The sequence below is a fragment of the Prochlorococcus marinus str. MIT 1013 genome (assembly GCF_027359395.1).
Classification (GTDB): domain Bacteria; phylum Cyanobacteriota; class Cyanobacteriia; order PCC-6307; family Cyanobiaceae; genus Prochlorococcus_B; species Prochlorococcus_B marinus_E.
The window spans coordinates 1,186,925-1,213,424 of sequence record NZ_CP114778.1 but is presented as its reverse complement, the minus strand read 5'-3'; the positions used below and the strand labels follow the sequence as shown (position 1 = coordinate 1,213,424).

25 protein-coding genes, 1 tRNA gene and 1 pseudogene are annotated in these 26,500 nt (G+C 33.3%); 13 read left to right on the top strand and 14 right to left on the bottom strand.

Going from position 1 to position 26,500, the window contains the following annotated elements:
* Positions 1-61 precede the first annotated feature (61 nt).
* From truA to prfA, 5 genes are all read left to right on the top strand, one after another.
* Positions 62-874, top strand: coding sequence for a tRNA pseudouridine(38-40) synthase TruA (truA, locus tag O5633_RS07220; protein WP_269608959.1), 813 nt, complete (start codon positions 62-64; stop codon positions 872-874).
* 219 nt (positions 875-1,093) lie between these two features.
* The gene (rplM, locus tag O5633_RS07215; protein WP_269608958.1) at positions 1,094-1,546 is read left to right on the top strand and encodes a 50S ribosomal protein L13; all 453 of its coding nucleotides are present in this window, start codon (positions 1,094-1,096) and stop codon (positions 1,544-1,546) included.
* On the top strand, positions 1,543-1,950 hold the full coding sequence (gene rpsI / locus O5633_RS07210; protein ID WP_269608957.1) for a 30S ribosomal protein S9: 408 nt from the start codon (positions 1,543-1,545) through the stop codon (positions 1,948-1,950). Before rplM ends, rpsI begins: the two co-directional genes overlap by 4 nt.
* A 37-nt stretch (positions 1,951-1,987) precedes the next feature.
* Positions 1,988-2,248, top strand: a complete 261-nt coding sequence (gene rpmE / locus O5633_RS07205; protein ID WP_269608956.1) for a 50S ribosomal protein L31 — start codon at positions 1,988-1,990, stop codon at positions 2,246-2,248.
* A 39-nt stretch (positions 2,249-2,287) separates the two neighbouring features.
* Complete coding sequence (prfA, locus tag O5633_RS07200) at positions 2,288-3,385, top strand: peptide chain release factor 1 (protein ID WP_269608955.1); 1,098 nt, start codon at positions 2,288-2,290, stop codon at positions 3,383-3,385.
* Positions 3,386-3,389: 4 nt separating this feature from the next.
* Here the strand turns inward: prfA and O5633_RS07195 are convergent, their stop codons facing one another.
* Positions 3,390-3,896 (bottom strand): HNH endonuclease, encoded by a 507-nt coding sequence (locus O5633_RS07195; RefSeq protein ID WP_269608954.1) that lies wholly within the window; start codon positions 3,894-3,896, stop codon positions 3,390-3,392.
* A 73-nt stretch (positions 3,897-3,969) separates the two neighbouring features.
* On the opposite strand from O5633_RS07195, the gene alr reads away from it, so the two are divergent.
* Both alr and O5633_RS07185 read left to right on the top strand, forming a co-directional pair.
* Positions 3,970-5,178: an alanine racemase gene (gene alr / locus O5633_RS07190; RefSeq protein ID WP_269608953.1), complete on the top strand. Its 1,209-nt coding sequence runs from the start codon at positions 3,970-3,972 to the stop codon at positions 5,176-5,178.
* A 60-nt stretch (positions 5,179-5,238) separates the two neighbouring features.
* Positions 5,239-5,327 (top strand) — tRNA-Ser (locus O5633_RS07185).
* A gap of 470 nt (positions 5,328-5,797) precedes the next feature.
* On the opposite strand, the gene O5633_RS07180 is transcribed toward O5633_RS07185, so the two are convergent.
* Entirely contained in the window at positions 5,798-7,504 is a 1,707-nt protein-coding gene (locus O5633_RS07180) for a tetratricopeptide repeat protein (protein ID WP_269608952.1), read from the bottom strand.
* 789 nt (positions 7,505-8,293) lie between these two features.
* The gene (locus O5633_RS07175) at positions 8,294-8,503 is read right to left on the bottom strand and encodes a hypothetical protein (protein ID WP_269608951.1); all 210 of its coding nucleotides are present in this window, start codon (positions 8,501-8,503) and stop codon (positions 8,294-8,296) included.
* A 166-nt stretch (positions 8,504-8,669) separates the two neighbouring features.
* On the opposite strand from O5633_RS07175, the gene O5633_RS07170 reads away from it, so the two are divergent.
* The gene (locus tag O5633_RS07170; protein WP_269608950.1) at positions 8,670-9,665 is read left to right on the top strand and encodes a hypothetical protein; all 996 of its coding nucleotides are present in this window, start codon (positions 8,670-8,672) and stop codon (positions 9,663-9,665) included.
* A 3-nt stretch (positions 9,666-9,668) separates the two neighbouring features.
* Here the strand turns inward: O5633_RS07170 and O5633_RS07165 are convergent, their stop codons facing one another.
* The 3 genes from O5633_RS07165 to O5633_RS07155 form a co-directional block, all read right to left on the bottom strand.
* Positions 9,669-10,289 (bottom strand): tetratricopeptide repeat protein, encoded by a 621-nt coding sequence (locus O5633_RS07165; RefSeq protein WP_269608949.1) that lies wholly within the window; start codon positions 10,287-10,289, stop codon positions 9,669-9,671.
* Between the two features lie 99 nt (positions 10,290-10,388).
* Positions 10,389-10,559, bottom strand: a complete 171-nt coding sequence (locus O5633_RS07160; RefSeq protein WP_269608948.1) for a hypothetical protein — start codon at positions 10,557-10,559, stop codon at positions 10,389-10,391.
* Between the two features lie 164 nt (positions 10,560-10,723).
* Positions 10,724-12,199, bottom strand: a complete 1,476-nt coding sequence (locus O5633_RS07155; RefSeq protein WP_269608947.1) for a tetratricopeptide repeat protein — start codon at positions 12,197-12,199, stop codon at positions 10,724-10,726.
* Positions 12,200-12,658: 459 nt separating this feature from the next.
* Here O5633_RS07155 and O5633_RS07150 point away from each other — a divergent pair, with 459 nt between their 5' ends.
* The 3 genes from O5633_RS07150 (at position 12,659) to O5633_RS07140 (ending at position 14,451) form a co-directional block, all read left to right on the top strand.
* Positions 12,659-12,889: a hypothetical protein gene (locus O5633_RS07150; RefSeq protein ID WP_038654304.1), complete on the top strand. Its 231-nt coding sequence runs from the start codon at positions 12,659-12,661 to the stop codon at positions 12,887-12,889.
* Positions 12,890-13,060 (top strand): hypothetical protein, encoded by a 171-nt coding sequence (locus tag O5633_RS07145; RefSeq protein ID WP_269608946.1) that lies wholly within the window; start codon positions 12,890-12,892, stop codon positions 13,058-13,060.
* A 536-nt stretch (positions 13,061-13,596) separates the two neighbouring features.
* Positions 13,597-14,451 (top strand): class I SAM-dependent methyltransferase, encoded by an 855-nt coding sequence (locus tag O5633_RS07140; RefSeq protein WP_269608945.1) that lies wholly within the window; start codon positions 13,597-13,599, stop codon positions 14,449-14,451.
* A 967-nt stretch (positions 14,452-15,418) separates the two neighbouring features.
* Here O5633_RS07140 and O5633_RS11655 read toward each other — a convergent pair.
* The 3 genes and pseudogenes from O5633_RS11655 to O5633_RS07130 form a co-directional block, all read right to left on the bottom strand.
* Positions 15,419-16,906: a tetratricopeptide repeat protein gene (locus tag O5633_RS11655; protein ID WP_332299674.1), complete on the bottom strand. Its 1,488-nt coding sequence runs from the start codon at positions 16,904-16,906 to the stop codon at positions 15,419-15,421.
* A 182-nt stretch (positions 16,907-17,088) separates the two neighbouring features.
* Positions 17,089-17,163, bottom strand: a pseudogene (locus O5633_RS11710) (AlpA family phage regulatory protein); the annotation flags it as partial.
* Positions 17,164-17,445: a hypothetical protein gene (locus O5633_RS07130; protein ID WP_269608944.1), complete on the bottom strand. Its 282-nt coding sequence runs from the start codon at positions 17,443-17,445 to the stop codon at positions 17,164-17,166.
* A gap of 518 nt (positions 17,446-17,963) precedes the next feature.
* Here O5633_RS07130 and O5633_RS07125 point away from each other — a divergent pair.
* On the top strand, positions 17,964-18,404 hold the full coding sequence (locus O5633_RS07125) for a hypothetical protein (protein ID WP_269608943.1): 441 nt from the start codon (positions 17,964-17,966) through the stop codon (positions 18,402-18,404).
* 110 nt (positions 18,405-18,514) lie between these two features.
* The gene (locus O5633_RS07120; protein WP_269608942.1) at positions 18,515-18,658 is read left to right on the top strand and encodes a hypothetical protein; all 144 of its coding nucleotides are present in this window, start codon (positions 18,515-18,517) and stop codon (positions 18,656-18,658) included.
* A 1,045-nt stretch (positions 18,659-19,703) separates the two neighbouring features.
* Here the strand turns inward: O5633_RS07120 and O5633_RS07115 are convergent.
* The 5 genes from O5633_RS07115 to O5633_RS07095 form a co-directional block, all read right to left on the bottom strand.
* Positions 19,704-20,303 (bottom strand): 2OG-Fe(II) oxygenase, encoded by a 600-nt coding sequence (locus O5633_RS07115; protein WP_269608941.1) that lies wholly within the window; start codon positions 20,301-20,303, stop codon positions 19,704-19,706.
* Between the two features lie 6 nt (positions 20,304-20,309).
* Positions 20,310-21,287, bottom strand: a complete 978-nt coding sequence (locus tag O5633_RS07110) for a tetratricopeptide repeat protein (RefSeq protein WP_269608940.1) — start codon at positions 21,285-21,287, stop codon at positions 20,310-20,312.
* Positions 21,288-21,413: 126 nt separating this feature from the next.
* Positions 21,414-22,079, bottom strand: coding sequence for a Fe2+-dependent dioxygenase (locus O5633_RS07105; RefSeq protein ID WP_269608939.1), 666 nt, complete (start codon positions 22,077-22,079; stop codon positions 21,414-21,416).
* 64 nt (positions 22,080-22,143) lie between these two features.
* Entirely contained in the window at positions 22,144-24,045 is a 1,902-nt protein-coding gene (locus tag O5633_RS07100) for a tetratricopeptide repeat protein (protein ID WP_269608938.1), read from the bottom strand.
* Positions 24,046-24,281: 236 nt separating this feature from the next.
* On the bottom strand, positions 24,282-25,994 hold the full coding sequence (locus O5633_RS07095) for a tetratricopeptide repeat protein (protein WP_269608937.1): 1,713 nt from the start codon (positions 25,992-25,994) through the stop codon (positions 24,282-24,284).
* Positions 25,995-26,500 lie beyond the last annotated feature (506 nt).

Below are 26,500 nucleotides of genomic sequence, written 5' to 3'. Positions count from 1 at the left end.
CCTCGGAAAAGTAATTCAATATTTTCTAATTTCTTCACCAAGTTGATTGTTTAGTTTTAATTTGACTAACAGAATTGCTCTAGTTATTCAATACGATGGCTCAGGATTCAGAGGTTGGCAAAATCAAAAAGATTCAGTAACCGTTCAAGGAACTTTAGAAGAGAAAGTTGCTGAACTTGATCCCATTAGACCAGTCAAAGTAATAGCAGCAGGCAGAACTGATTCAGGTGTTCATGCTTCTGGACAAGTTGCTCATTTTGATTGCGTAGGTCCAATTCCTATTCATAAATGGCCATCAGCATTGAATGGCAGGCTTCCATCATCTATTAAAGTCCTTGAAGCAGCGAGTGTTCCTAAGAATTGGCATGCTTGTTATTCTGCGAAGTATAGAAGATATAGATATACTATCTTCAACGGATCCTGTCCAAATCTCTTTCTTCAAAATATCAGTTGGCTTAAATATCGATTTAGACTAGATGTCGATTTAATGAATAATGCATTGAATGACTTATTAGGTTTACATGATTTTTCAGCTTTTCAAAAAGCAGGAAGTAATAGAACTAATTCATTGACCACCGTGCAAGATGTTTCAATTTGCCGTAATGGTGACATAGTCACAGTTGAAATACAAGCTAGTGGCTTTTTATATGGAATGGTCAGACTCCTGATGGGTCAATTAGTTGCTGTAGGAGAAAAACGACTTCCTCTTGAAAAGTTTAAATACATATGGAGAAAGGGTTTGCGCTCTGAGGTTAAGGAGGCTGCTCCACCTCATGGACTCTGTTTGATTCGAGTTGGTTATGAGGACAAAATCTTTTCAAAAGAGAAAAGTTTTGACACGTTTCCTAGTTTTTCGCTCCCAATATTTGATTAATCAAAATACTAAAAACTATTAATTATGAGTAATTCAGAGATTGGAGTTTTATGAAATCAGTAATTTAAATTTTATGCCAACAAAAAGGCCAGTTTTCAGCCATTAAAGTGTAGAATTAATTTTCCGAAGAATCAGATCAATTATTTGACTTGATAACTTCCTTAAAACAGCATTATGACAACGATAATGCTTATTCAGCGTTAAAGGTGTTCAGGAAAAATGAACAAAACATCCGTTCCATCTCCGGATTCTATAGATCGCCAGTGGTTTCTTGTGGATGCAGAGAATCAGACCCTAGGTAGACTTGCAACGGAAGTTGCTAGTGTTCTTAGGGGTAAAACAAAACCAAATTTCACCCCTCACTTAGATACTGGTGATTTTGTGATTGTTGTAAATGCAGAAAAGATTAAAGTAACTGGCAGAAAAACTGATCAAAAACTTTATCGCAGACACTCTGGACGTCCTGGAGGAATGAAAGTTGAAACTTTTAAGGCTCTTCAATCTAGAATTCCAGAGAGGATAGTGGAAAAGGCAATCAAAGGAATGCTTCCTCACACAAGGCTTGGAAGGCAATTATTTACTAAGCTCAAAGTCTACAAAGGCTCTGATCACCCCCATTCAGCCCAAGAGCCAAAGACTCTCATTTTAAATTCTGAATCTGTTGCGAAATGACTAGTTCCACAAACAATGTAGTTTACTGGGGAACTGGTAGACGTAAAACATCAGTTGCGAGAGTAAGGTTAACCCCTGGAAAAGGTGAAATAGTTATCAACGGTCGACCAGGCGATCATTATTTGAATTTCAATCCCGCTTATATATCTGCTGTAAAAGCTCCTTTGAAAACATTAGGTTTGAGTGAATCTTACGATGTTCTAGTTAATGTATTTGGTGGTGGTTTGACTGGCCAGTCAGATGCTATCAAGCAGGGTGCTGCTAGAGCTTTGTGTGAATTATCTCTCGATAATCGTAAGCCTCTTAAAGTAGAGGGTCACCTTAGTCGCGATCCTAGAGCAAAAGAGAGACGTAAATATGGTCTAAAAAAAGCTCGTAAAGCTCCACAATTCTCAAAGAGATAATTTTATTTTTTACCTTCTATCTTGCTCTTTTTTTATCATGCCTAAATCAGATATACATCCAACTTGGTATCCAGAAGCAAAAGTTATTTGTAATGGTGAAGTTGTCATGACAACAGGTTCCACGCAGCCAGAAATACAGGTTGATGTTTGGAGTGGAAATCATCCTTTCTTCACAGGGACTCAAAAGATTTTAGATACGGAAGGAAGAGTGGATAGATTTATGAGAAAATATGGTATGGCTTCATCAGATTTAAATGAAGAAAAAGATGAATCTTCAAAAGAAAAAAAAGAAAGTTGATAGCTTTTGATTGAAATATTTAGGTAGGGCATTCAAAGAATGGATTCTTCAACCCTCATAAAACGTTTAGAGACAGCTAAAAGTAGTTTTCAAAATTTAGAGTTGCAACTTGCAGATCCCGATGTTGCATCAGATCCTAAACAACTAGAGAAAATTGCTAGAGAGAGGTCTCGACTAGAACCTTTGGTTAATGATTATTTAAAACTTCAAATAATAGAGAGAGAATGTTTAGAAGCCAAAGGTTTAGTAAAAGAGAGCAGAGATGACAAGGAAATGGAACTTTTAGCTAGAGAAGAGCTCCAAAATCTTGAACTTTCAAAAAATGAATTAATTCAAAAATTGACTTTGGCTCTTTTACCCAAAGATCCAAGAGATGAGAGAAGTGTGATGCTTGAGATAAGGGCTGGAGCGGGAGGAAATGAAGCTTGTTTATGGGCTGGTGACTTGGCAAGAATGTATGAGAGATATGGACAAAAATTAGGTTGGAATGTAAAACCTATTAGTTCAACAGAAGCTGATATGGGTGGTTTTCGAGAAATGATTATCTCAGTTAAAGGAGAGTCTGTTTATAGTCAATTAAAGTTTGAAGCAGGTGTTCATAGAGTTCAAAGAGTTCCTTCAACTGAATCTCAAGGGAGAGTACATACCTCCACTGCAACTGTTGCTGTTATGCCAGAAGCTGATCCAGTTGAGGTTAAAATAGAATCTACTGACTTAGAAATTAGTACAGCAAGGTCTGGTGGCGCTGGTGGGCAAAATGTAAATAAAGTGGAAACAGCCATTGATTTATTTCATAAGCCATCAGGTATAAGAGTTTTCTGTACACAGGAACGTTCTCAACTGCAAAATAGAGAAAGAGCCATGGAGATTTTAAGAGCTAAATTATTAGAATTAGAAATAGCTGAAGCCAATGCAAAAGAAAGATCTGCTCGATTGTCTCAGGTTGGAACAGGTGATAGAAGTGAAAAAATAAGGACTTATAATTATAAAGATAATCGAACAACTGATCATAGATTAGGAATTAATTTCCCATTAGAACAAGTTCTAGCAGGTCAATTAGAGGATGTTATCGGAGCTTGTGTTGCAGAGGAACAAAAAAGGCAAATGGAAGAGCTCAGCAATCAATCTGAAGAGTAAAAAACTAAGCTGCCCACCCAATTACATATTTACTCCATTCCTGATGGCGACCAGAGTGAATTTGCTTTGTAGTTTCAAAACTCATATTGTTTAAAGGTTTATAAGGTTTTGTTTTTAATGGCATCTTTGCTTCTTCAGGAGTTCGATTACCTTTCATTACGTTGCATTGAAGACATGCAGTAATCACATTTTCCCAATTATCCATTCCACCTCTGCTTCGAGGTAAGACATGATCAATTGAAAGCTTTTTATTTTTCTGCCCACAATATTGACAGCAGTTATCGTCTCTTTGAAATATATTTTTTCTAGATAGAGGAATATCTCGATATGGAACTCTAATAAATTGTCTTAATCTTATTACGGTAGGAGCTTTGAAATCTTGTCTAATATTGTGCGCAGTATCTTCTTCAAGACTTTCAGCCTTACCTTTAAGCATTAAAACAGTCGCGCGTCGCCATGAAGTGATGTTCAATGGCTCATAGGACGCATTCAAAACAAGAACTTGACCCATGCAAGCAAGCTATATAAGCGGCATGCTAGTGGTATTCCGACCTTGTTGCAGTTTCCCTTATTACATTGATTGCATGCTGAGTATGACAAAGATCAATAGAAGTCAAAAATTTGTCACTTTTGATGGGACGACTGAAAATGTAATGAGCCCTGATCCCCAAAGTCGCGCATGGGTTGAGGTTGATTCGAAAGCTATAGAAAATAATGCAAGAGTTTTGAAAAATTTTATTGGCAAAGATTGCTTATTAATGGCAGTTGTAAAAGCTGATGGATATGGACATGGTTCAGAGACTGTTGCTAAGTCTGCTTTGACTGGAGGCGCCGATAGTCTTGGAGTAGCAACTTTAGAAGAGGGGATTCAATTAAGAAATGCTGGCTTGAAGTGTCCGATATTAATTCTTGGAAATTTAATAAATGCAGAAGAACTTTATTCTTCCTTTTGCTGGGATCTGATTCCTACAATTAGTGGAATTCGTGAGGCAATAATTTGCAATAATATCGCGGAAAATAATAATAAAAAATTTGTTATTCATTTAAAAGTTGACACAGGTATGACAAGACTTGGCTGTGATTGTAATGAAGTGGAAGAATTAATTTCTAAAATTGATTGTTTAGAAAACATATCTTTAAAAGGTATATATAGTCATTTGGCAATTGCTGAAAAAGATTTAGAAAACAATACTCAAATAAGTTTTACTTGGATTCAGTTAAATAGATTTAAAAAGGTTTTAAAAGATTTGAGCAAAAGAAATGAGTCTCTATGTAGACACCTCGCAAATTCGGCGGGAACACTTTCAGATAGTCGTCTTCATTTTGACATGGTTCGTGTAGGACTTAGCCTCTATGGCTACCTTCCTCTAAATGAGTTTGAGTCTGATTTAAACCTTACTCCAGCCTTGAAAGTTAGGGCTCGAGTTACTTTGATTAGGGATGTTGAAAAAGGGATAGGAGTTGGTTATGGACATTTTTTTAAAACCCAAAGAAAAAGTAAGCTTGCCGTAGTAGCTATTGGCTATGCAGATGGAGTAAGCAGAACTCTTTCTGGGAAAATTTCAGCCTCGATAGATGGAGTGTTGGTTCCTCAAGTAGGCGCAATTGCAATGGATCAAATGGTTTTTGATATAACTGACAAACCAGATACTAAAACAGGTCAAGTTTTAACACTTCTTGGAACTGATGGTGAGGTTTTTCTTTCTCCTCAGCATTGGTGTGATTTGTCTGGATCAATTCCATGGGAAGTTCTTTGCAGTTTCAGGAATCGACTTCCTAGGATTGTCACTTAAAATTTGTAGAGAAGCACAATCTAATTTTTTGGAGCGTTGACTTGATAAGGTATTTATTATGGAGAGGTGGCTGAGTGGTTGAAAGCGGCTCCCTGCTAAGGAGTTACAGGAGGTAACTTCTGTCGAGGGTTCGAATCCCTCCCTCTCCGTTCTTATTTGGTGTAAGAGGGTTTTAAGCAGTTCTAAACAGATTAAAAATACAGTATTAGTAAAGGTTTAGAGAGATAAAGAGTTTCAAGCGGTCCCTTAGTGTGCAATACAGAACGAAAAGTGCGAGGGGGATTTTGAGGGGGATTTTAAGAACTCAGTAGGAGAGAGAGATCTCTGATATGCCAATCGGTTTCACGCTCGTTGAGGGGGATTTTTGCTGCGTCAGAGGGGGATTGAAGTTTCTTGGGTGGATATGTGTGCTCTGTTTATTACTTAAGGCATTAAAAAAGCACCTACCAAGTAGATGCTTTTAATCCAAGAGAAATAAGATTCCCTGCTCTGAAAGGATCTTTATGCTTCTCTTCAAATCTTGCCCAGTTTTGTAAGTTGGTTTTATTTTGTTTTCTGGGAAATAATTCGTTAGTGGTATTTAATTAAATGGAGTAATTATAAGAAAGTTGAATAAAATTTATTTCTGTACTAAATCAAAAACAAAACATATACGTTCTTCTGAACTTTCAAACGGAATTGTATGATGAAATAAAGAAGAAGGAAATATACAAATATCTCTAGTTTCTAGTTTCTTAACAGTTAAATTAAAATTCTTGTCTTTATTAGGATATCTAGGACCTTGATAGCTAAAAGCTATGTTACCTGAATCATCATTCTTATTATCATTATATTTGGGAATTTGAAGGTAAAAACTACCAGTAATCCATCCATATTCATGATTGTGGCTCTTCAGAAATCCACCAGTTTTCATGCTAATCATCCATGATCGAAGTTCATAACTTTCGGGCCAATTATTTATGAAACCTTGCCCACTATCTTTGAATTTTTGTTTGTATTGTTCAATCTTCATTTCTAAAGCCTTTTTCATTGCTTTAATAAATGAGTAGTCTAATGAAAATAAATTCCCCGAAGTTTGAATACCATTACTGAGAAGGACCTGAGATTTCCCTTCCTTCTTACTCATTTTATTATAAGCGATTAGTTGATTTAAGTTACTTTCGGAGAATAATTCTTCATTTATTTTATCTATTAATACATACTTAATTGATTCATTACAGAAATGCGATTCGTATTGTTTTCCGTAAATAATATTGGCATGCGCTACTATGCCTCCGATATCGGCATTGCAAACTTTTTTCTCGTAGAGTACTTTGTACTTCTCATTGAATTCTTTTTCCCTATCAAGAGATAGTAAACAACCTAGATATACACTTTGAGAAGAATTAGATTGATTTTTACTTAGATATTTTAATGCTAATTCATATTTGTTCCCATAACATAAATTATGAGCTAATCCTATAATTAATTTCTCATCTTTAGGCTTTAATTCAGCTGCCTTAATCCAATGTCTTAATGATTCTTTTGATTTGCCCAAATCCTCTAATATGATTCCTAGATTGTAATGCGCCTGGGCGAGATCAGAGTTAATTTCAATTGCCTTGAGAGTGAATATTTCTGCTTCTTGTAAGTTGCCAAGATCTTTCATTATGGTGCCTAAATTGGCATGTGCCATTGCGTAATCAGGTTTAACTTCAATTGCTTTACGTAGAGATAATTCTGCTTCTTCTAGTTTTCCAAGATCTATTAATATGTTTCCAAGATTGTAATATGCCTCTGCGTAATCAGGTTTTATTTCAATTGCTTTGCGTAGAGATAATTCTGCGTCTTGTAATTTACCTAGATAGATCAATATGCCTCCCAGATTGGAATACGCTTCTGCGAAGTTAGGATTCAGTTGAATTGCTTTGCGTTGAGATAAATCTGCTTCTTCTAATTTGCCAAGATCTCTCAATACATTTCCCAGATTGAAATGCGCATCTGCGTAATCAGGTTTTATTTCAATTGCTTTGCGTTGAGATAATTCTGCTTCTTGTAATTTGCCAAGATTTTTTAAGATGACTCCATAATTAGAAAAAATCCTGTGATCTTTAATACCTTGATTAATAAAATATTGATAATATTTTGCTGCTTCTTGAATCTTTCCTCGTGAATGAAACCGTAATGCTTGATTGATTATTTTTTCTTTAGAAGGTTTAGAAGGTTTAGAAGGAGCATTAGTATTAATAGTAAGATTTTCTTTGATTTCTTCTAAAGCAAATGGAACATTGAATGTTTTTGCTTCATTGACTTTGTTCTTTCCTTGCTCTTTATTACTAGATACCATTATATTCTAAGAACTTCTAATTTGAGTAATTTTATTACTCAGTATATTCTTATTAAAACTCTAACTGAGATTATTGTTACTTAATTCATAGAGTTAGATGGAAACTTGCTTGATAAAAAGAACTGTTTTCCCAATCAAATACTTGATTGAAGTTATCCAATTTGGTTATCTCTTTTAACCCATAGTTAAATTTTGATATAAATTTTATAGCGCAAAATTCGTTTTTTGGCAAGGTATTTGGGTCTTTTATCTCTTTAGTCAGGCTTGGTTAATTAGTGCTCTTAAGTAACATTTTTCTGTGGAGGGGGATTTAATCGCCCTCCCCTCCTTATCTCTTCCCAACCCGTTCTATCCCGTTCTTTTTCCTCTTATTCTGAATCACTCCTTCTCCGTTCTTTATTGGTTCGGGCGTGTTCGTATAAGTTCAGAAAACAGAAATAACTCAGTAGCAGTAAGGGATTAGAAGAATAAAGAGTTCGCACCTGTTCGTAGTGTGCCACAGATTCCGAGTTCTGTGTGGGGGGGGGAATGGAAATTACTGAAGGGAAGGGAGATCTCAGGTATATCTTTCTTTTTCGGGTGCTGCGTGTAGGGAAACTTTTTTGAGGATGCGGGGGTTTCTTTTTTCCTCTTTCTTCTTAAAAGAAGGCATAAAAAAAGAGCACCCGTAACGGTGGGTGCTCTCTACTCCAAATGAGAAATAGGATTCTCTGTTCTATGTATTCACTAACTCTTCTCTTTGCTCTCTCTCAAACCACTCCTCGTCTTGGGAGGCGGTTTTATTCTTTCTCATACGGCATTAGAAAATAGCCTCCCAAATGGTCTGTTTTCTTGCTCCAATACTCTGTGGTTGTAAGCAAGAGGTTTTGGAAACGCTCTAAGAATCTCAGCAATAGTATTCGCTTTGGATAGGTTGAACTGTTCTGAATACTCCTCAATTAATTGAGGTAGATCATCATTTCTGCTTGAAACATTTAAGTAAATGCCTTGTGCTCTCATTTGATTTTCTTATTTTTATAATAATTATTTATTCGTCTTTAGAAACCCAGGCTTGATACATCGCTCTGAAGGTATTTGGATTTTCTCTTTAAATGTTTCCTCGATTTTTAAGATTATTTATTTTGATATAAGGTATGATGAACAATATTTATAATGAATCATCTGAATGGATCAAATATGGGAGATTGGAATATCTAAGTTTAGAAGTTGTGGAGGAGTAGCTGAAAATATTTTTCAAAAAGTAGGTATTAATGGTCGTGGAATATTTCCTGTAGATCCTAAACTAAAGTCAAAAATTTTTGTACCTAGTAATCTTTTAATAAATCGCGAAGATGTTATTCTTAAGGAGGGTCAATTAAAGATAAAAGATGGTACAGATTATTCAAAAGAAGTAGTCGATTTTTTTAATTTTTATCAAAAACATTTTTCTTGGGGAAATGGAGGTAAAGAATCAACTGAAGCTTTTGAGAAAGATTTAGCTAAATTTCCTGAACATATTAAAGATTTTTTGAGAGAAAAAGGAATAATTGATATTAATCAAAGACATAATATGCTCTCTGATGAGTTCATTCATAAAACTTTTCTTATTAATAGAGGGTTTAAATTTAAAGGGAAAATAGTTTTAGCTCCATATCTAGAGTTGGTTAACTATTCTCCAAAATCATCTACTCTATTATATACTAATGAGGGTATATATCATCCTGAAATTGATAGATTAGACCAAGAAATAACACATCATTATTGTTATATGAGTTCTTTGGCAAGATGGATTCTATGTGGATTTAGTGTTCAGGAACCAATGGTTTTTTCATTACCGCTTGAATTCAGGATAAGTGAATCTGGCTTAAAATGTTTCTGTAAAGGAAAATATTTAGATACAGAGCAAATAAATTTCCCTAGGATAAATAAAAGTTTTATAATAGAAGGCTTACCAATAGCAAATATTAATTTAAAGAACTTTCCTATGAATTATCTTTCTTATTTATCTAAAAGTATAAATGTCAAATTTGACTTAGATAATATACTTGAAAAGATTATAGATTATAATATCAAAACAAGAATAGAGGTAATTGAAAAGATAGGAGGTTTAAATAGCTTTTACTCCAAATCATTAATAAAATCTTTATCTATAGAGCTTCAAACAATAGATAATTCCTTCTAGATATTAACTATTTATTTTCCAAGCGGTTGCGACATGCCAAGGTTTCAATTCTATTGCTTTTTGATAACATTTATTTGATTCAACTTTTTTACCAAGATTTCTCAATATGTCTCCTAGATTGTAATGAGCATCAGCGAAATCAGGTTTGATTTCAATTGCTTTGCGGTGTGACGATTCTGCTTCTTGTAAGTTGCCAAGATCTCTCAATATGTTTCCTAGATTGTAATGCGACTCTGCGAAATCAGGTTTAATTTGAATTGCTTTGCGAGTAGATAATTCTGCTTCTTGTAATTTACCATGATCTTTTAAGATTGTTCCATAATTAAAAAAAACCCGGTGATCATTAAAACCTTTATTTATACAATACTGATAACATTTTGTTGCTTCTGGAATATTTCCTTCTAGCTGAAACTTAATTGCTTGATTGATTATTTGTTCCTTAGAAGATTTAGAAGATTTAGAAGATTTAGAAGATTTAGAAGGTTTAGAAGGTTTAGAAGGTTTAGAAGGCGCATTAGTAGTAATAGTGATATTGTCTTTATTTTCCCCTAAAGGAAATGGAACAGTAAATGTTTGGACTTGAGGTATATTCTTTTTTCCTTGATCTTTATCACTAGATTCCATTATTTTCTAAGAACTTGTGTATGAAGTAATTCTACTAATACTATAAGTGCCAGTTTGACCTCTTCCTGAGATTATTTATACTTAACTAATAACGCTAGATTATTGATTAGTTGCTTGATTAAAAGAACTGTTTTCCCAATCAACTACTTGATTGAAGTCGTCCAATTTGGTGATGTCTTTTAATCCATAATCAAAGGTTTGCGAAAACTCTTCTATTGGAACTCTCTCTAATACTTCGGGCAAGCGAAGTAATCTGTTTTCTTGCTCCAATACTCTGTGGTTGTAAGCAAGAAGTTTTGGAAACGCTCTAAGAATCTCAGCAATAGTATTCGCTTTGGATAGGTTGAACTGTTCTGAATACTCCTCAATTAATTGAGGTAGATCATCATTTCTTCTATCTTAAAAGGAGTCTTTAAGAGTATAACTTATTATAATTATATCAAGTAAAAATTAACTGCTAAAACAACTCTATCTTTCTTCCCATCATAATAAACAGAATGTAATCTGGATGCTGGGAAAATAACTATCATTCCCTCTTCGGGTAGAAAGATTTTATTTGGATTATGGAATTTCAATATACCTTGATCTTTGCCACTTTTGTCACCTATAGATAAATAATAAACTAAGCTAAACTTCTGCTTTGCGATGTCAATCTGGGGTATTCTGTCTATTGGATTTAAATGTCCGTGAATTTTGCTACCCCCTCCAACTCCATCTATTGGTCTGATTATATTAAAAAAGGATGATTTGATATGTATTTCTGATTCAAAATAGTCACTTAGTCTTTTCATTAAATCTTCCCGAAAACATCTTAATATGGGGATATCATTCTCGAATAAAGAATAGTCTGATCCTTTGATATTTCCATATATTGGACGGTAAGATGCCTCGGCTTTAAGTGTATATAACTTTTGAATTAGCTCTTCTTCTACAGGTCTATGTAAAACGATTGGATTCCAATTGGATTCTTCTTCATATAAAGAATCTATTATATTTTTGACTCTTAGGCTTTTAGAATTTTTTCTTTTCCTTCCCTTTAGAATAGCCCTTAAACTATTAATTTGTTGATCATTAGGGTCTATTCTATAAGCTAAGTCTAGTGTTTCTAATGAAGAATTTATATCTCCAAGAGCAAACTGACAAATTCCTAAGTTTAATTTAAACTTTGCTGATTTAGAATCAAGATTAATTGCTTTTCGAATAGATAATTCTGCTTCTTCTAGATTGCCAAGATCTCTCAAAATATTTCCCAGATAGGAATGAGCATTTGCGAAATCAGGTTTGATTTCAATTGCTTTGCGAGCAGATAATTCTGCTTCTTTTAGTTTGCCAAGATCATACAAAATGTTTCCCAGCTTGGAATGTGCTTCTGCGAAATTAGGTTTGATTTCAATTACTTTGCGTAGTGAAAATTCTGCTTCTTTTAATTTGCCAAGATCCTTCAATATGTTTCCCAGATTATAATGCGCCTCTTTGAAATCAGGTTTGATTTCAATTGCTTTTTGGTATGACAATTCTGCTTCTTTTAACTTATCAATTTCCTTCAATATGTTACCTAGGTTGTAATGTGCTTCTGCGTAATCAGGTTTAATTTCAATTGCTTTGCGTATAGATAATTCTGCTTCTTGTAATTTACCAAGACCTTGTAAAATTATTCCATAATTAGATAAAACTCGGTAATCATTAAAACCTTGATTTATACAATACTGATAATATTTTGTTGCTTCTGGAATATTTCCTTTTAGATGAAACTGAATTGCTTGATTTATTATTTGTTCTTTAGAAGGTTTAGAAGGAGTACTGGTATTCAGAGTAATATTTTCTTTGATTTCAGCTAAAGTAAATGGAACAGTAAATGTTTGGACTTCAGGTATATTCTTTTTCCCTTGATCTTTATCAGCAGATTCCATTATCTTCTAAGAACTTCTGTATGAAGTAATTCTACTACTAACCATAAGTGCCATTTGAATCTCTTTCTGAGATTATTGATACTTAACTAATAACGCTAGATGATTGATTAGTTGATTGATAAAAAGAACTGTTTTCCCAATCAACTACTTGATTGAAGTTATCCAATTTGGTTATCTCTTTTAACCCATAGTTAAATTTTGATATAAATTTTTTAGGCATAAAGAAGGGGGCAAGATTTTGGTTGCCCCCTTTAAGTTCAGCACTTGTTTATCCTTGTGAACAATCCGATTCCCTTTAACTAACCACTTCCCTGACCTACGGGAAGACAAGTGCTAGAACTCCAACCCATTTCTAATCAAACAAAATCATTGGAACATGAGAGAAAACACCTGTTTCCATTTGTGTAATTGGTTCATCAGACCAAAGTGAGTTAAAACAAAGTTAGTCAGCATGAACTGATGATGGATAGTAAAGAATATGATTGGATTTTTGTTTATAAGATTCGTGATTCAGGTGATGTGATTTATAAAGTCACTATTCCATCAGAACGAAAAGAAGATGCAGTTGAAATATTTAAGAGAGAACATCCAGATGGATTGATCTGTAGTGGTATCAGGAGAGGTGATTTTAAATTGATACCATTCAAGGAACTGTCTTCACGTGATCCTTGGGAAGAGATTGCTTCGTAAGTGATATTCAAATCAAATCAAGGCAAATCCTTTCCTAAAGAAGAAGCAATAGATCTCATGGTGTCATTGAGTGCAACTGACGCAAATTCAGAAAAGAAGTGGAGAGGTTTCTACAACTCTTTATCGCAGAAAGAACTTGAGGATGAATGGGATGAGTATTGGAAACCTTAATTTTTTGCATTAAGAAAGGGACCCTTCTGCTTCAGCGACAATGAGTCCCTCTCTTCATTTTGAAAGTATATTTTAGAGTGTAATCGTTCTCCTTAAATAACATTTTAAATGTGTTGGGTGGAATAACCCCAAAATCTCATCCACTTGCGTCATGCTGCTTCACCACAGTCCACTTGGTGTCACTCAAAAGTCCTCCCTCTCCTTTTTTCATTAGATTCAGACGGATTCAGAAGAGTTCATAATCGCTCAAACTACTGATATGAATTATTAAAGGGGTTCACAAGGATTCGGACGGATTTATACTAACTCAAACACGTGTTGTTGGTATTGTTGTTGGTAAGAAGTTAAGTTACTGCAATAGATCTCAGGAAATGTGTTGTTGGTAAGATTTTTCTGGCACTAGGAAATATCATTGTCAAATTGAAAACTATCAATTTTGCTGTAAAAGCAAATTAATTGATTCCTGTTTTTTGAACTAGATAAACTAGTTTTGTAGATGCTTCAATGTATGATTTTAAAAGCGGTATTCAATATCTATGGATGTAAATGTTCTAAATGGATTTTTAAAAGATGAACATGATTTAGAAGGTTGGTTCTTTCCTCAAGATATGCTCTCTTTGGCAATTTTTAATGAATTGCATTCTAAAAATAATATCAAAGGTCATATAGTTGAAATAGGAGTATATAAGGGTAAATCATTCTCCTTCCTTAGTCATTTTATAAAAGATACTGAAAATTTATATGGGTATGATACATTTCCTGAAGATTTCTATGAATCTACTAACTTAGCATTAGAAAATTACGGAGCAAATGTTCAATATGAATTAATCAAAGCAGATACTTCTGAATTAAATAATGATGATATAAAAGCAAAGATTGATGGAAAGGGAATAAGAATACTTCATATTGATGCTGGGCATGAATATCATGAAGTCTTTCATTCGCTATTATCTTTTTCTCCATATGTCATAAATAATGGGATAATAGTTGTTGATGATTATCAAGACCCTGAATTTCCAGGAATAGAAGCAGCAGTTCTTGATTTTTGTGAGATAGATAGACCAAGAAGATTTGTACCATTTTTTTCTGGTGCAAATAAGATTTATTTATGTGTAACGCATATGGCAAAGTTATTTCATGAAGGTATTCTTTCCAATGTAAATATAAAAAATTGCTCTAGGTTAACAGTCGTTCGTGATTTTGCGATAATCAAGGGATTTTCTAAAGTACCGACAAGTTTTGAGACAATTAATCAACAGTTAAATCAATTTTATGAATTGGGTAAAAACGATTCAAAATATAATAATCAAAGATTATCTGAACTCCAAAATAAAGCAAAAAAATATTCAAAAATGTGTTCAAATAATTATGAAGAAATGACTTTAAAATAAAAGAAAAATCTTGAATTCTTGATTGTATTTTTATTTTTTAAATAATATATTTGAGGACAAAAAAGCAATCCTTAGTTAACATTTTAACGTGTTGTTGGTATTGTTGTTGGTAAATCGAATTTTGAATATTACCCGTTCAATCAAGTTCAAATGGGGGCATACAGGTTCAAACGAAAGTCCTCCCTCTCCGTTCTTATTTGGTGTAAGAGGGTTTTAAGCAGTTCTAAACAGATTAAAAATACATTATTAGTAAAGGTTTAGAGATATAAAGAGTTTCAAGCGTTCCCTTAGTGTGCCATAGAGAGCGGAAATGTGGAGGGGGATTTTGAGGGGGGATTTTGAGAACTCAGTAGGAGATAGAGATCTCAGGTATGTCAATCGGCTTCAAGCTCGTGGAGGGGGTTTTTTGCTGTGTGGAGGGGATTGAAGTTTCTTGGGTGGATATGTGTGATCTGTTTATTATTTAAGGCATTAAAAAAACACCTACCAAGCAGGTGCTTTTACCTCAAGAGAAATAGGATTCCCTGCTCTGAAAGGATCTGTATGCTTCTCTTCAAATCTTGCCCAGTTTTGTAAGCTGTTTTATTTTGTTTTCTGGGAAATAATTCGTTAGTGGTATTTAATTAAATGGAGTAATTATAAGAAAGTTGAATAAAATTTATTTCTGTACTAAATCAAAAAAAAAACATATACGTTCTTTTATTCTTTAATCGGAATTACTCCCTCTTTGTTCTCATTAAGGTCGGGCGAGTTTATATCAGTTCAGAAAAGAGTTAAAACGCAGTTAAAGTATAGGATTTGATGATCAAAGAGTTCATAGCATTACGTAAGTGTGCCACAGAAACTATGCTCTGTGTGTAGAGAGGCAAACTACTGAATGGAAGGGAAATCTCAGGTATATCTATCTTTTTCGGGTGCTGCGTGTAGGGAAACTTTTTTGATGCTTTGGGGGCTTGTCTCTTACCTATTATTCAGATAGGGAATAATAAATTTCATCTAAATATTTAGATATAATCTCTGAGGCTTCACGTCTTGAAAATTCGGGTAATTTTCTATTTTTGAATGAAACTATTCCCCATGAATATTTATCTAAAGTCTCTAAATTATATGTTTCCATAATAATTAATTCAGTATTTTCTTTATTATAAGTATTAACTTGATGAACGCCTTGCCCTCCATCAAATAATTGATTATTTGGTAGTTTAATAAATACATGAAAGGGATGAGATCGGTTAATTTTAGTTAGAAAGCCAAATTTAACTTCATTTATAAATCGTGAATTCCATAACATATAAAATTCATTAGCAAATACTGCGCAATTACCAGTGTTTATTTTCGGTTTTCCATCATGAGTGAAACCATATATATAGTTAATTGATTGAGAAATTTTATTTAGTAATTCAATGATATTCTGATTAATTTTAATATTTCTTTTGGTATATTTTATAAGTTTCTGATTTAATGAATTCATCTTAGCTCTTACATCATTTTTTTTGAAGGCTTGACCAAATTGAAATTTAGATTTATTTTCTAAAGAAAATTTCAAATGATGGTCAAATTCAAATTTAGATTCATTTTCTAGAGAAAATCCTAATATATAATTTATATCATGCCTATCTGGATCTAAAGCTAAAGCATTACTTAAGCACTTTGAGGCTTGATTGTATTTACTATTATCGAAATATATATTTCCCAGATTGAAATGCGCGTCTGCAAAGTCAGGCTTAATTTGAATTGCTTTGAGGATAGATAATTCTGCGTCTTGTAATTGCCCAAGATCTTTCAAAATGGTTCCCAAATTGGAATGCGCCTCTGCTAAATTAGGGTTAAGTTGAATTGCTTTGCGAGTGGATAATTCTGCGTCTTGTAATTGCCCAAGATCTTTCAAAATGGTTCCCAGATTGAAATGCGCATCTGCGAAGTCAGGCTTAATTTGAATTGCTTTGAGGATAGATAATTTTGCGTCTTGTAATTGCCCAAGATCTTTCAATATGGTTCCCAAATTGGAATGCGCCTCTGCTAAATTAGGGTTAAGTTGAATTGCTTTGCGAGTGGATAATTCTGCGTCTTGTAATTGTCCAAGATCTTTCAATATGATTCCCAGATTTAAATGAGCTTCAGTGAAGTTAGGATTATGTTCAATTGCTTTGCGTTGTGATAATTCTGCTTCTTTTAATTTACCAAAATCTTTTAATATCACTCCATAATTAGAAAAAACTCTGTGATCTTTAAACCCTTGATTAATAAAAAGTTGATAATATTTTGCTGCTTCTGAAATCTTCCCTTGTGAATGAAACTTAAATGCTTGATTGATTATTTTTTCTTTAGAAGGTTTAGATGGATTATTAGTAGAAATAATAATGTTTTCTTTGATTTCTCCTAAAGCAAATGGCACTGAGAATATTTTTACTTCAGTGATCTTCTTTTGTCCTTGATATTTATCACTAGATCCCATTATCTTCTCAGAAATTCTGTATGAATTAATTCTACTTTAGCATTGCTTCTGAAGGAATTAATTTAGGTTTTTTATTACCAAATACTCCAATTTGATAATCAAGTACTTGTCTCTTGCTTGGTACTCTATATTTGCCAATATAATACTTACCACCACCTCTTTTTATTGGTTCTATATATCACCTATCTATTCTTTATTTTTTTGTTAATCCACTCCTCAATCTCGGATGGAACCCAAGCGACCATATCGCTGCCTAACTATATATTTTGAGGAAATGAACCCTCACGCATAGGGGTAGAAAGAGTTGTTTTCTCAAATAGAAATCTTTCTAATACATTGGGTAAGCGAAGCAATCTCTCTCCCAGATTTTTCATAATAAAACCCTTAAGCAATGATACTCTTGCTTGAGCATTTTGGGATCTATGAATAAGAAATAAACTACTAGAATACACAAGAGAATCTCCAAGTATATCAAGTGACTCGCCAGCAAGAGAAAGTGAATTAGCATGAATTTTATTTATAAGTTCAACTACAAACATTATGATATTTATTTAAAGCACGATCCATAAAATTTTGGAATGCTTGGTTCTTATTTTTTCCAAATCTTTCCCTTTACCTTGGCATCAATCTGCTGACATATTATCCTATGAATTTAATAATATTTTTTGAATATTAAGTAGAAATATAAACTATTTCTAGCATTTTTAGTTCTTATTCCAACACCTATAGATACAAGGATTTAGGAGTAAATTAATTCTTCTCATTAATTCTAAAAATAGAAACAAAAAACTATCTTTTCACTATGGTTCCTTTGATGTTTGTGATTGGGGCTGAAAAACTACTTCTGTCTAGTTGATCAATGATGTGAATCTTTCGTTGAAGCATTAAGAAAGGGACCCTGCTGCTTCAGCAACCTTGAGTCCCCTTCTTTCTCTGTCGGCAGAACCAACACTGGTAAGGATTTGTTCTGCTTTTGTTTTCTAATCCAATAATCAAAGAGAAGAATCGGAAATTATTCCTAATCGCTCTATTATTTCTATCCAAAGGGTCTTGAGAAATGTATAAAAATAAAAAAGAAATTGAGAAATGGATTAAGGCATTCAATCCAGAACAAGTTGAGCGGATGCGAGTAGATAATTATTTGGATCACATAGACGAAGGAGATATAAACGGAAGCAAGAGATTTAGAGGTGGTGGAAATTGGTCAGTAGAACTTGTTGTCCCACAAGCAGTACTTGATTTGCTACCCGAATGGGAAAGTAAAAATTGGTGGCAAGTAGGTGTTGTTATGGATGAAGATGGTGAAGGAATTTTTAAGTCAGAGCAAAAAGCGTTAGATGAATATGGAGTTAAAAGCATTGATGAAATCAACGCACATTTTGCAAGAAGGTTTTATGACTTATCGCTAGACGAAGAGGAATGGTGGATCTCGTTAGAAAAAGAGTTTGAAGGTAAAACTGGTCTTCCTTTTGAGCAAATTAGAGTTAACTATGGTTAGACAGCATCCCCATTGATTTGATGCTCTATTGCTTGAGAAAGGTGAATGGGTTTTCATAGACATGTCCATTAAAGATGAACTCTTCATTCCCAACTGGGAGGAGGTCAAAAATGAAAGTAGAAGTTTCTTGTTTCGTTGGAGGGATGGTCATCAAAGAAATAGTTGATGTAGACAAATTTGAGGATGCCGATAAGGTCGCAAAAGCAAGAAATCCCTTTTGCAGAGTGGTTAATAGAAAGGTATTGATGAAATAAGAAAGATATGAGTAAAAAGAAAGAGATTTTCAACGTGACACAGGGAATGACCCTGTTACTTCTTAAAAAACTTTCATTGCCTGCAAACTTTGTTTTTCAACTAATTCTCTTTATTACTAATCCTGAAAACAATATTGGGTATGAAGATTAATAGGCACAAAAAAACCGCCCGTTATGAAAAAGGCGGTTTCTTTGTGAGATCAGGCGCAAGTGTTTCCTTGTTTCCACTGCGGAGGATCTCTACTCCTCACAAAATAAATTTACCTGAATAGGACTAGTAATAAACCCCTAGCAGGTTGGTTTGAAGATTGGCACAATAAAAAGCGAGGAAGCGAGGAAGCGAGGAATAGATAAATTGAAAATGAATACTATTTTCAGAATTTCTTAATGCGGTAAGTTCTCAATCTCTTTGTGCGCTGCTTTTTCTTTATTTACACCTCTTCTTGTAACTGGTTGTTGCCAAATGGATTCGGAAGAAAAGATAGAAGAGCATGATCACAAAGATGATCATAAAGGACATCATCATGATCATTAGATAACAAAAACATTTGCGATTAAAAAAGCATCCTTCTCATTAGAGTTGGGTGCTTTTTGTTTAACAGAAGTATGTGTGAGGAGTTGTTCTATTATTCCTTTTCTACTCCTGCATGTACTTTTTTCATTAGCAAAAATAAATTTATTAGCTCTTCAAAATAGACAAAAGAGCAAATGATCTAAATCGCTTTTTGCGAATTCAAGGCATTAAGAAAGGGACTCTGCTGCTCCACCACCATAGTCCTCTTGGCATCAGATAAAGTTTCTCCCTCTCCATTGTTTATTGGTTCAGGCGAGTTTGTAGAGTTCAGAAAACAGAAAAAGCGCAGTAGCAGCAGGGATTAGAAGACTAAAAAGATGATTACCTTCCTTAAGTACGCCACAGAAACGGTGCTCTGAGTTTATTGAATGGAAGGGAGATCTCAGGTATGTTGGTCTATTTAGGGTGCTACGCGTAGGGAAACTTTTTTTGGATGTGGGAGATTCTTTTACCTGTTATCCTTTCCTATATTTAGTTCGTGATATTAATCCAACCAGTAATGATGTATTTATTGCCTGCTTTTAAAACGTTTCCTTTGTGCGCATGGGTCCATTCAGCGGGCCAAATCAATGTTAAGCCTTTTTTGGGTTGTATCTCAATATCATAATTACTGAAATATGTTGAACCGCCCTCTTGCACATCATTTAAGTAAGTCATAAATACAAAAATACGGTGAAGATTTTCTATAGAAAAACGTTCGGTATGGATCTTTTTGAAATGTTGCCCTGGTTGATATCGTTGAAGGTTGAAAGTACCAATTTCATACTTTTGAGAATTTTCTTTTAAAAAAGACCACTGTGAAATGTAATCCTTATGGCATTCAAATAATTCCTCAAAGTATTGTTTGAATATCTCATTACCTGGGATAAGAATATCTTTGGGATGAATTGCTACATCTGTACTATCTTTGATATTGGGGTTGACGCCAGAGGCTGAGTTTCCTTTCTGATGCTTGGCTGAATTGAGTTCAAAATAGTTGATCAGATCTTCACATAATGATAGTGGTTCTATGATCCATGAATTAATAAAAGTTGGATTCAGGGATGCTTTATTAGTGATTACTCTTTTCATCTTTAATTATGAGACTATAGTCATTTTTAAATTACTATAGTCAAATATAATAGAACCATTTCCTTCTCTTAATTTTTTCATACCTTCTAAATATTTTCCTTGTTTCATTAAGACTTTTCCAAATCCACTTATGGCCTTTTTATAATCTTTTTGGATATTAATTGCGCTTTGAAAACTAGAAGATGCCTCATCTAATCTCTGTTGATTTATGAGGTTAAATCCTAGACTGGTATGAGCTTCTATTAGATCAGGCCTGTGCTCAATTGCTTTGCGATATGAACATTCTGCCTCTTTTAAGTTACCTAAATTCATCGATATATTTCCCAGGTTGTGATGTGCATCTGCGTAATTAGGTTTCAGTTCAATTGCTTTACGATATGAGATTTCCGCCTCTTTAAATTTGTCAAGCTCTTTTAAAATATTTCCTAGATTGGAATGTGCCTCTGCGAAATTAGGTTGCAGCTCAATTGCTTTACGATAGGAGATTTCTGCTTCTTTTAATTTGCCAAGCTGTTTTAATGTGTTCCCTAGATTCGAATGAGCATCAGCAAAATTAGGATTAAGTTCAATCGCTTTGCGAATGCTTAATTCTCCTTCTTGTAATTTGCCAAGATCTTTCAATATTAGGCCCAGATTCGAGTGGGCTATCGCGTAGTCAGGGCGTAGTTCAATTGCATTGCGAATTGAGATTTCCGCTTCTTTTAACTTGCCAAGATCTTTTAAAATTGTCCCGTAATTAGAAAAAACTCTGTGATCATTTAAGCCTTGATTTATGAACTGTTGATAATATTTTATTGCGTCTGAAATGTTTCCTTGTGAATGAAACTTAAAGGCTTGATTCATTATTTCTTCTTTCGTAGATTTCAAAGGTGCCTGAGTTTTAATAGGACTACTTTCGTTAATTTCGTCTAAAGCAAATGGAACTGAAAATGTTTTAATTTCAGGAACTTTCTTTTTTACCTTCTTTTTATCGCTAGATGCCATTATCTTCTAAGAATTCCTAATTATAGTAAGTCTACTATTTCGTATCATTGCTATTTGAAACTTTTCCTGAGATTTTTTTTCATTTAATTCATAGATTTAGAAAAATGATTGGTTTATTTGATGAGATTAATTCAAAAAACGTTTATAAATTTTATTGAAACTAACATTCAGATCATGTATAGCTGGAGTAGGAGTATTTCCTAATTGTTTGGTTATTTCAGATATTCCTGTTCTCATTAAAAATAGGGATTCTCTATCATCATCTCTTGGTATTTGACTTTCAATCCATCCAACACAAACCATTCGTTCTCCTTCCGTGACTTCTTTTACTTCATGAAGATACTTAGTAGGGTATATAATCATTTCTCCTGGATTAAGTTTAATTTGCTTTTGTTCAGGCGAAATATAAAGTATTAATTCACCTCCTTTATAAGTTTGTTTCTCATTTAAGAAGATTGTAAAAGATAAGTCTCTACGACCAGTAGGAACATAAGGTGCGTCTATATGCGCTCCATAAAACATACCTTCTCCAGTTCTTGTAAATAAAATGTTAAATATCTTGGCTGGAAAAGAATAGTTTTTAATCTTATGATCATTCTCTAAAATGTTAATTATCTCGGTTGATAATTTTGAATATTGCTCCGTACCAAAATCTAACTGTAGATTTTTTTTTACTTGACTCCCTCTAGCTGATGATGCCTTTCCATCTACCCACTCATTTGACATGATTAAACGCTTTGCTAGATCCTTAGCTTTTGTTTCTTCAAATAACTTATGGGTAAAATAAAGCATGGTTTGAACTGATAATCTAATATTATATAATAAATATATTTTAAGTTAAAAAATATCTCTATATCTAAAGACTCTCTTTTATTATCTCTTTGAGATTTTTGCTTTCCCTTAGTTGAAGGGCTAATAAATGACTGGATGAATTATGTTTAATTAATTTACAGTTTTTATGCTCAATAAATTTTGCGTGGTTCTTATCAATTTCTGAAAGATTAGAGAAATGAATTTCTACATTAGTTTTGAATGGTATTAGTTTCTTTAGGCTTAAGCATTTTTGATATAAAGCATTTGAAGGATTTAGATCTCTTAATCTTTTGCAAAGATCTACTGTATAGAATGTATCTTTTATTATTGTTTCCTTTTCTCCGGAAATAGCAGTTTGAGGATTGAAGGCTATAACTTTTGAGAACTTTAGTAGATTTCCAAATAGTATGGCAGCAAATCCACCAGCCGAAGCTCCTACTGAGACTGTCTTTTTATATCTTTTTACTGAACTTAGATTTTTGATTAACTCAATTGTCTCTTCTAAATTACTTGTACTATTCTTAAGACCAGTTAAATAGTAATTTCTATCGATATCTCTGAGAAAAAGTTTATCAAATGATTTATCTTTTTTCAATAGATTATAGAAATTAAATGATGGTATAAACTTTCTATTTCTTCCCATACTACCGAAGGATATTAATAGAATATCCGAATTATTATCTTCATAAAAATAATCATCTTTATCACTCCAAAGACCATTTATTTCAGATTCTTTCTCATCATATGTACCAATAATAAATTTTATACGGGTTAGTTCTCCTTGAATTAAATGATTTTTTGAGTCATATTTAAATGCTAAATTAATTTCCTTATATGCCTTGCTATATAACTTCTCTTCACTGTAAATAAGACTAAGTAAGTAATGTCCCATCGCGAATTTAGGATTTATTTCAATCGCTTTGCGTAGTGATAACTCTGCTTCTTTTAATTGACCAAGGTCTTTCAATATGCTTCCCAGGTTGAAATAAGCGTCTTCGAAATTAGGATTAAGTTCAATTGCTTTACGATAGGATTTTTCTGCTCCTTGTAATACTCCAAGATTTTTTAATATTATCCCCAGATTATAATGAGCAATTGCGTAGTCAGGATTAATTTCAATTGCTTTGCGTAGTGATAATTCTGCTTCTTTTAATTTACCAAGACCTAGCAATATATTTCCCAGATTGGAATGTGCCTCTGCGTAATCAGGTTTAAGTTTAATAGCTTTTTGAATATAGGTCTCTGCTTCTTGTAAGTTACCAAGATCTCTCAATATTGTTCCCAGATTGAAATTCGCCTCTGAATAATTAGGATTAAGTTCAATTACTTTTCGCAGTGATAATTCTGCTTCTTTTAATCTGCCAAGATTTCTTAATATTGATCCCAGATTAGAATGTGCTTCTGCGTAATTAGGTTTCAGTTCAATTGCTTTGCGTAGTGATAATTCTGCTTCTTGTGATTTGCCAAGATTATTTAATATAATTCCTAGATTTGAATGCGCCTCAGTGAAATCAGGATTGATTTCAATTACTTTGCGAGTGGACAATTCTGCTTCTTCTAATTTACCAAGATCTAGCAATATATTTCCCAGATTGTAATGAGCAATTGCGTAGTCAGGATTAAGTTCAATTGCTTTGCGTATTAATAATTCTGCTTCTTTTAATTTGTCAAAAGCGCTCAATATGTTTCCATAATTAGTAAAAACTCTGTGATCACTAAACCCTTGATCAATCAAATATTGATAAATTTTTGCTGCTTCTTGAGTGTTTCCTTCTGAATGAAGCTTAAATGCTTCATTAATTATTTGTTCTTTAGTTGGCTTATTGGTGTTATTACTATAAGAAGCGATGTTCTCTTTGATTGCTTCAAAAGCAAATGGAACAGGGAACGTTTTAACATCAGTGATCTTCTTTTTCACTTGATCTTTATCACTAGATTCCACCATCTTCCACGAACTTCTGTCTCAATAATTATATTATTCAATATATGCCCTTTGAAACTCTTTCTGAGATTATTTTTATTTAATTCAATAAGTGAGATGAATGATTAATTCCTTTGTGAAAAGAATTTTTTTCCTTATCAAATACTTAATTGAAGGCATCCAACTTAGTTAGGTCCTTGAATCCATAATTAAAGGCTTGAAAAAACTCTTCTAATAGAATTATTTCTAATATAAAACTATTATTTTAGTAGATTCGTTCTGCTTTCTTTTTGTATTTCATTTGATACTCTTTCCATCACTTCATACCAATTATGTCGTTCTTTTTGTCGGAATAATCTCATAGATGGATACCAAAATGTACTCTCTTCTTTAAGTCCCCAAGTCCAAAAGGGAATGTCTTTTAATAGTAACCAAACTTTTTTGCCCATACCTCCAGCTAAATGAGCAATTGACGTATCACAAGTAATAATTAAATCACAGTTCTCAATAATGGCAGCATTTTCTAGAAAATCCCAAGTTGAATCAATTTCTTTTTGGCAACTAACAAACTTATTTTTGAATGAGCAAGTTTCTAATTGCTCTGAACCAAATCCTTTTTGGAGAGATAGCATAGTGATCTCATTACTGTTAAAGAGCCTTGAGAATTCTTCTAAAGGAATTGATCGTCCTTGATAAGTGGTTTCTATTTTTGGATTACCTTGCCAATTAATACCAATAATCGGTTTTTTTTCTTTGGAGAGTAATTGTTTCCACTTCTTATTTAATTCATCTGTTGAAAAGATATATGGTTTAGAAATTATTGGATTTTTGGGAGTTACCTTGAGAGACCGAGGTAAAGATAAGAGTGGAATCCATTGACCTTCTGAAACCAAAGTGGATTGATCTGGGGTTAATGGATTTGGATCAATATCTGATGCCTGGATTAATGAATGTAGTTTCTCCTGAGCACAAAAAGAAATATCAAAACCTTGATTTCTTAGATATGGTATGTAGCGCATATATTGAAGAGTATCGCCTAAACCTTGCTCACTAATGACTAAGATCTTTTCTTCTTTTTGTAAATCTTGATTATCGAGTCTTTTGATAATTGGATTTCCGTGCAGAGATGGAGTCTCTTTCTTTTTGAATCTAAATTCATAATTTTCTAGGCCAGATTTATATTTTCCTTTTAGAAGTTCTAAGTATGAAAGATTGAAATAAGCATCTGCGTAATCAGGTTTAAGTTTAATTGCTTTGCGGGTTGATAATTCTGCTTCTTTAGTTTTACCAACATCTTTTAATATTCGTCCTAGATTGGAATATGCCTCTGCGTAATTAGGATTCAGCTCAATTGCTTTGCGAATTGATGATTCTGACTCTTGTAATTTGCCAAGATCTTTTAATATATTTCCCAAATTAGAATGTGCTTCTGCGAAGTCAGGCTTAAGTTGAATTGCTTTGTGAATTGATGATGCTGCATCTCGTAATTTTCCAAAATCTCTCAAAATGTTTCCCAGATTGAAATGCGCCTCTGCATAATTAGGTTTCAGTTGAATTGCTTTGCGAGTGGAGATTTCTGCTTCTTTTAGTTTACCAAGATCTTTTAATATATTTCCCAGATTGGAATGCGCTTCTGCGAAGTCAGGCTTAAGTTGAATTGCTTTGCGGGTATATAGTTCTGCTTCTTGTAATTTACCAAGATTGTTTAATATGATTCCATAATTACAGAATACTTTTGGGTCTTTATATCCTTGAGAAAGACAATATTTATAATACTTTGAAGCTTCTTGAATATTACCTTGTAGATGATATTGAATTGCCTGATTAATTATTTGTTCTTTAGAATATTTTGAAGAAGCATTCGTAGAAAGAGCAATATCTTTTTGAGTCTCTTTTAAAGAAAATGGAACTGAGAATGTTTTTATTTCTATGATCCTTCTTTTTTCTTGATTTTTATCGCTAGATCCCAACATCTTCTAGGAACTTATGAATTTAGCAATTCTACTACTCAATATAATTTTTATTTGAAGGAATCCCTTTGACTCAATAATTAAATTTTTAAAGCAATATCTTTAATTTGGATATAAACAGATAGCACCAATTTCTTTTGCGGCAACAAGTTTGAAGTTTTTACTTTCAGATAAGGGATTGGCCTTTTACTGCCTAGAATCTTTTTTAAAGGGGAAATATCGCTAATCAACCTTTAAACTGTTAAATCCCTCTCGCTCTCTCCGTTTTCATCAGGTTCAGATGGATTAAGATGAGTTCATAATCACTCCAATCTATTGAAATGTTTGATTAAAGAGATTCAGGAGGATTTATATTAATTCACTCGTGTATTGTTGGGAGAGAATTCAGTCTATGCAAGGGATCTCTGGAGATGAGTTGTTTGGAGGTTGGTTTCCTAATGTGGACCTAATATCTCTAGACTAAACTTATGTTTTTAATTTGAAAAATAATTCTTGGTGAAAAGTATTTA

What these genes read in the sequence shown, in the direction of transcription:
- O5633_RS07140 (WP_269608945.1), top strand. Translation starts at nt 13,597, where the DNA reads ATGGATGTAAATGTTCTAAATGGATTTTTAAAAGATGAACATGATTTA.
- O5633_RS11655 (WP_332299674.1), bottom strand. Translation starts at nt 16,906, where the DNA reads ATGGGATCTAGTGATAAATATCAAGGACAAAAGAAGATCACTGAAGTA.
- O5633_RS07110 (WP_269608940.1), bottom strand. Translation starts at nt 21,287, where the DNA reads ATGGCATCTAGCGATAAAAAGAAGGTAAAAAAGAAAGTTCCTGAAATT.
- rplM (WP_269608958.1), top strand. Translation starts at nt 1,094, where the DNA reads ATGAACAAAACATCCGTTCCATCTCCGGATTCTATAGATCGCCAGTGG.
- prfA (WP_269608955.1), top strand. Translation starts at nt 2,288, where the DNA reads ATGGATTCTTCAACCCTCATAAAACGTTTAGAGACAGCTAAAAGTAGT.
- O5633_RS07120 (WP_269608942.1), top strand. Translation starts at nt 18,515, where the DNA reads ATGAAAGTAGAAGTTTCTTGTTTCGTTGGAGGGATGGTCATCAAAGAA.
- O5633_RS07105 (WP_269608939.1), bottom strand. Translation starts at nt 22,079, where the DNA reads ATGCTTTATTTTACCCATAAGTTATTTGAAGAAACAAAAGCTAAGGAT.
- O5633_RS07170 (WP_269608950.1), top strand. Translation starts at nt 8,670, where the DNA reads ATGGATCAAATATGGGAGATTGGAATATCTAAGTTTAGAAGTTGTGGA.
- O5633_RS07100 (WP_269608938.1), bottom strand. Translation starts at nt 24,045, where the DNA reads ATGGTGGAATCTAGTGATAAAGATCAAGTGAAAAAGAAGATCACTGAT.
- O5633_RS07150 (WP_038654304.1), top strand. Translation starts at nt 12,659, where the DNA reads ATGATGGATAGTAAAGAATATGATTGGATTTTTGTTTATAAGATTCGT.
- O5633_RS07165 (WP_269608949.1), bottom strand. Translation starts at nt 10,289, where the DNA reads ATGGAATCTAGTGATAAAGATCAAGGAAAAAAGAATATACCTCAAGTC.
- O5633_RS07125 (WP_269608943.1), top strand. Translation starts at nt 17,964, where the DNA reads ATGTATAAAAATAAAAAAGAAATTGAGAAATGGATTAAGGCATTCAAT.
- rpsI (WP_269608957.1), top strand. Translation starts at nt 1,543, where the DNA reads ATGACTAGTTCCACAAACAATGTAGTTTACTGGGGAACTGGTAGACGT.
- O5633_RS07130 (WP_269608944.1), bottom strand. Translation starts at nt 17,445, where the DNA reads ATGTTTGTAGTTGAACTTATAAATAAAATTCATGCTAATTCACTTTCT.
- O5633_RS07195 (WP_269608954.1), bottom strand. Translation starts at nt 3,896, where the DNA reads ATGGGTCAAGTTCTTGTTTTGAATGCGTCCTATGAGCCATTGAACATC.
- O5633_RS07175 (WP_269608951.1), bottom strand. Translation starts at nt 8,503, where the DNA reads ATGAGAGCACAAGGCATTTACTTAAATGTTTCAAGCAGAAATGATGAT.
- alr (WP_269608953.1), top strand. Translation starts at nt 3,970, where the DNA reads ATGCTGAGTATGACAAAGATCAATAGAAGTCAAAAATTTGTCACTTTT.
- O5633_RS07095 (WP_269608937.1), bottom strand. Translation starts at nt 25,994, where the DNA reads ATGTTGGGATCTAGCGATAAAAATCAAGAAAAAAGAAGGATCATAGAA.
- O5633_RS07180 (WP_269608952.1), bottom strand. Translation starts at nt 7,504, where the DNA reads ATGGTATCTAGTAATAAAGAGCAAGGAAAGAACAAAGTCAATGAAGCA.
- O5633_RS07115 (WP_269608941.1), bottom strand. Translation starts at nt 20,303, where the DNA reads ATGAAAAGAGTAATCACTAATAAAGCATCCCTGAATCCAACTTTTATT.
- O5633_RS07155 (WP_269608947.1), bottom strand. Translation starts at nt 12,199, where the DNA reads ATGGAATCTGCTGATAAAGATCAAGGGAAAAAGAATATACCTGAAGTC.
- rpmE (WP_269608956.1), top strand. Translation starts at nt 1,988, where the DNA reads ATGCCTAAATCAGATATACATCCAACTTGGTATCCAGAAGCAAAAGTT.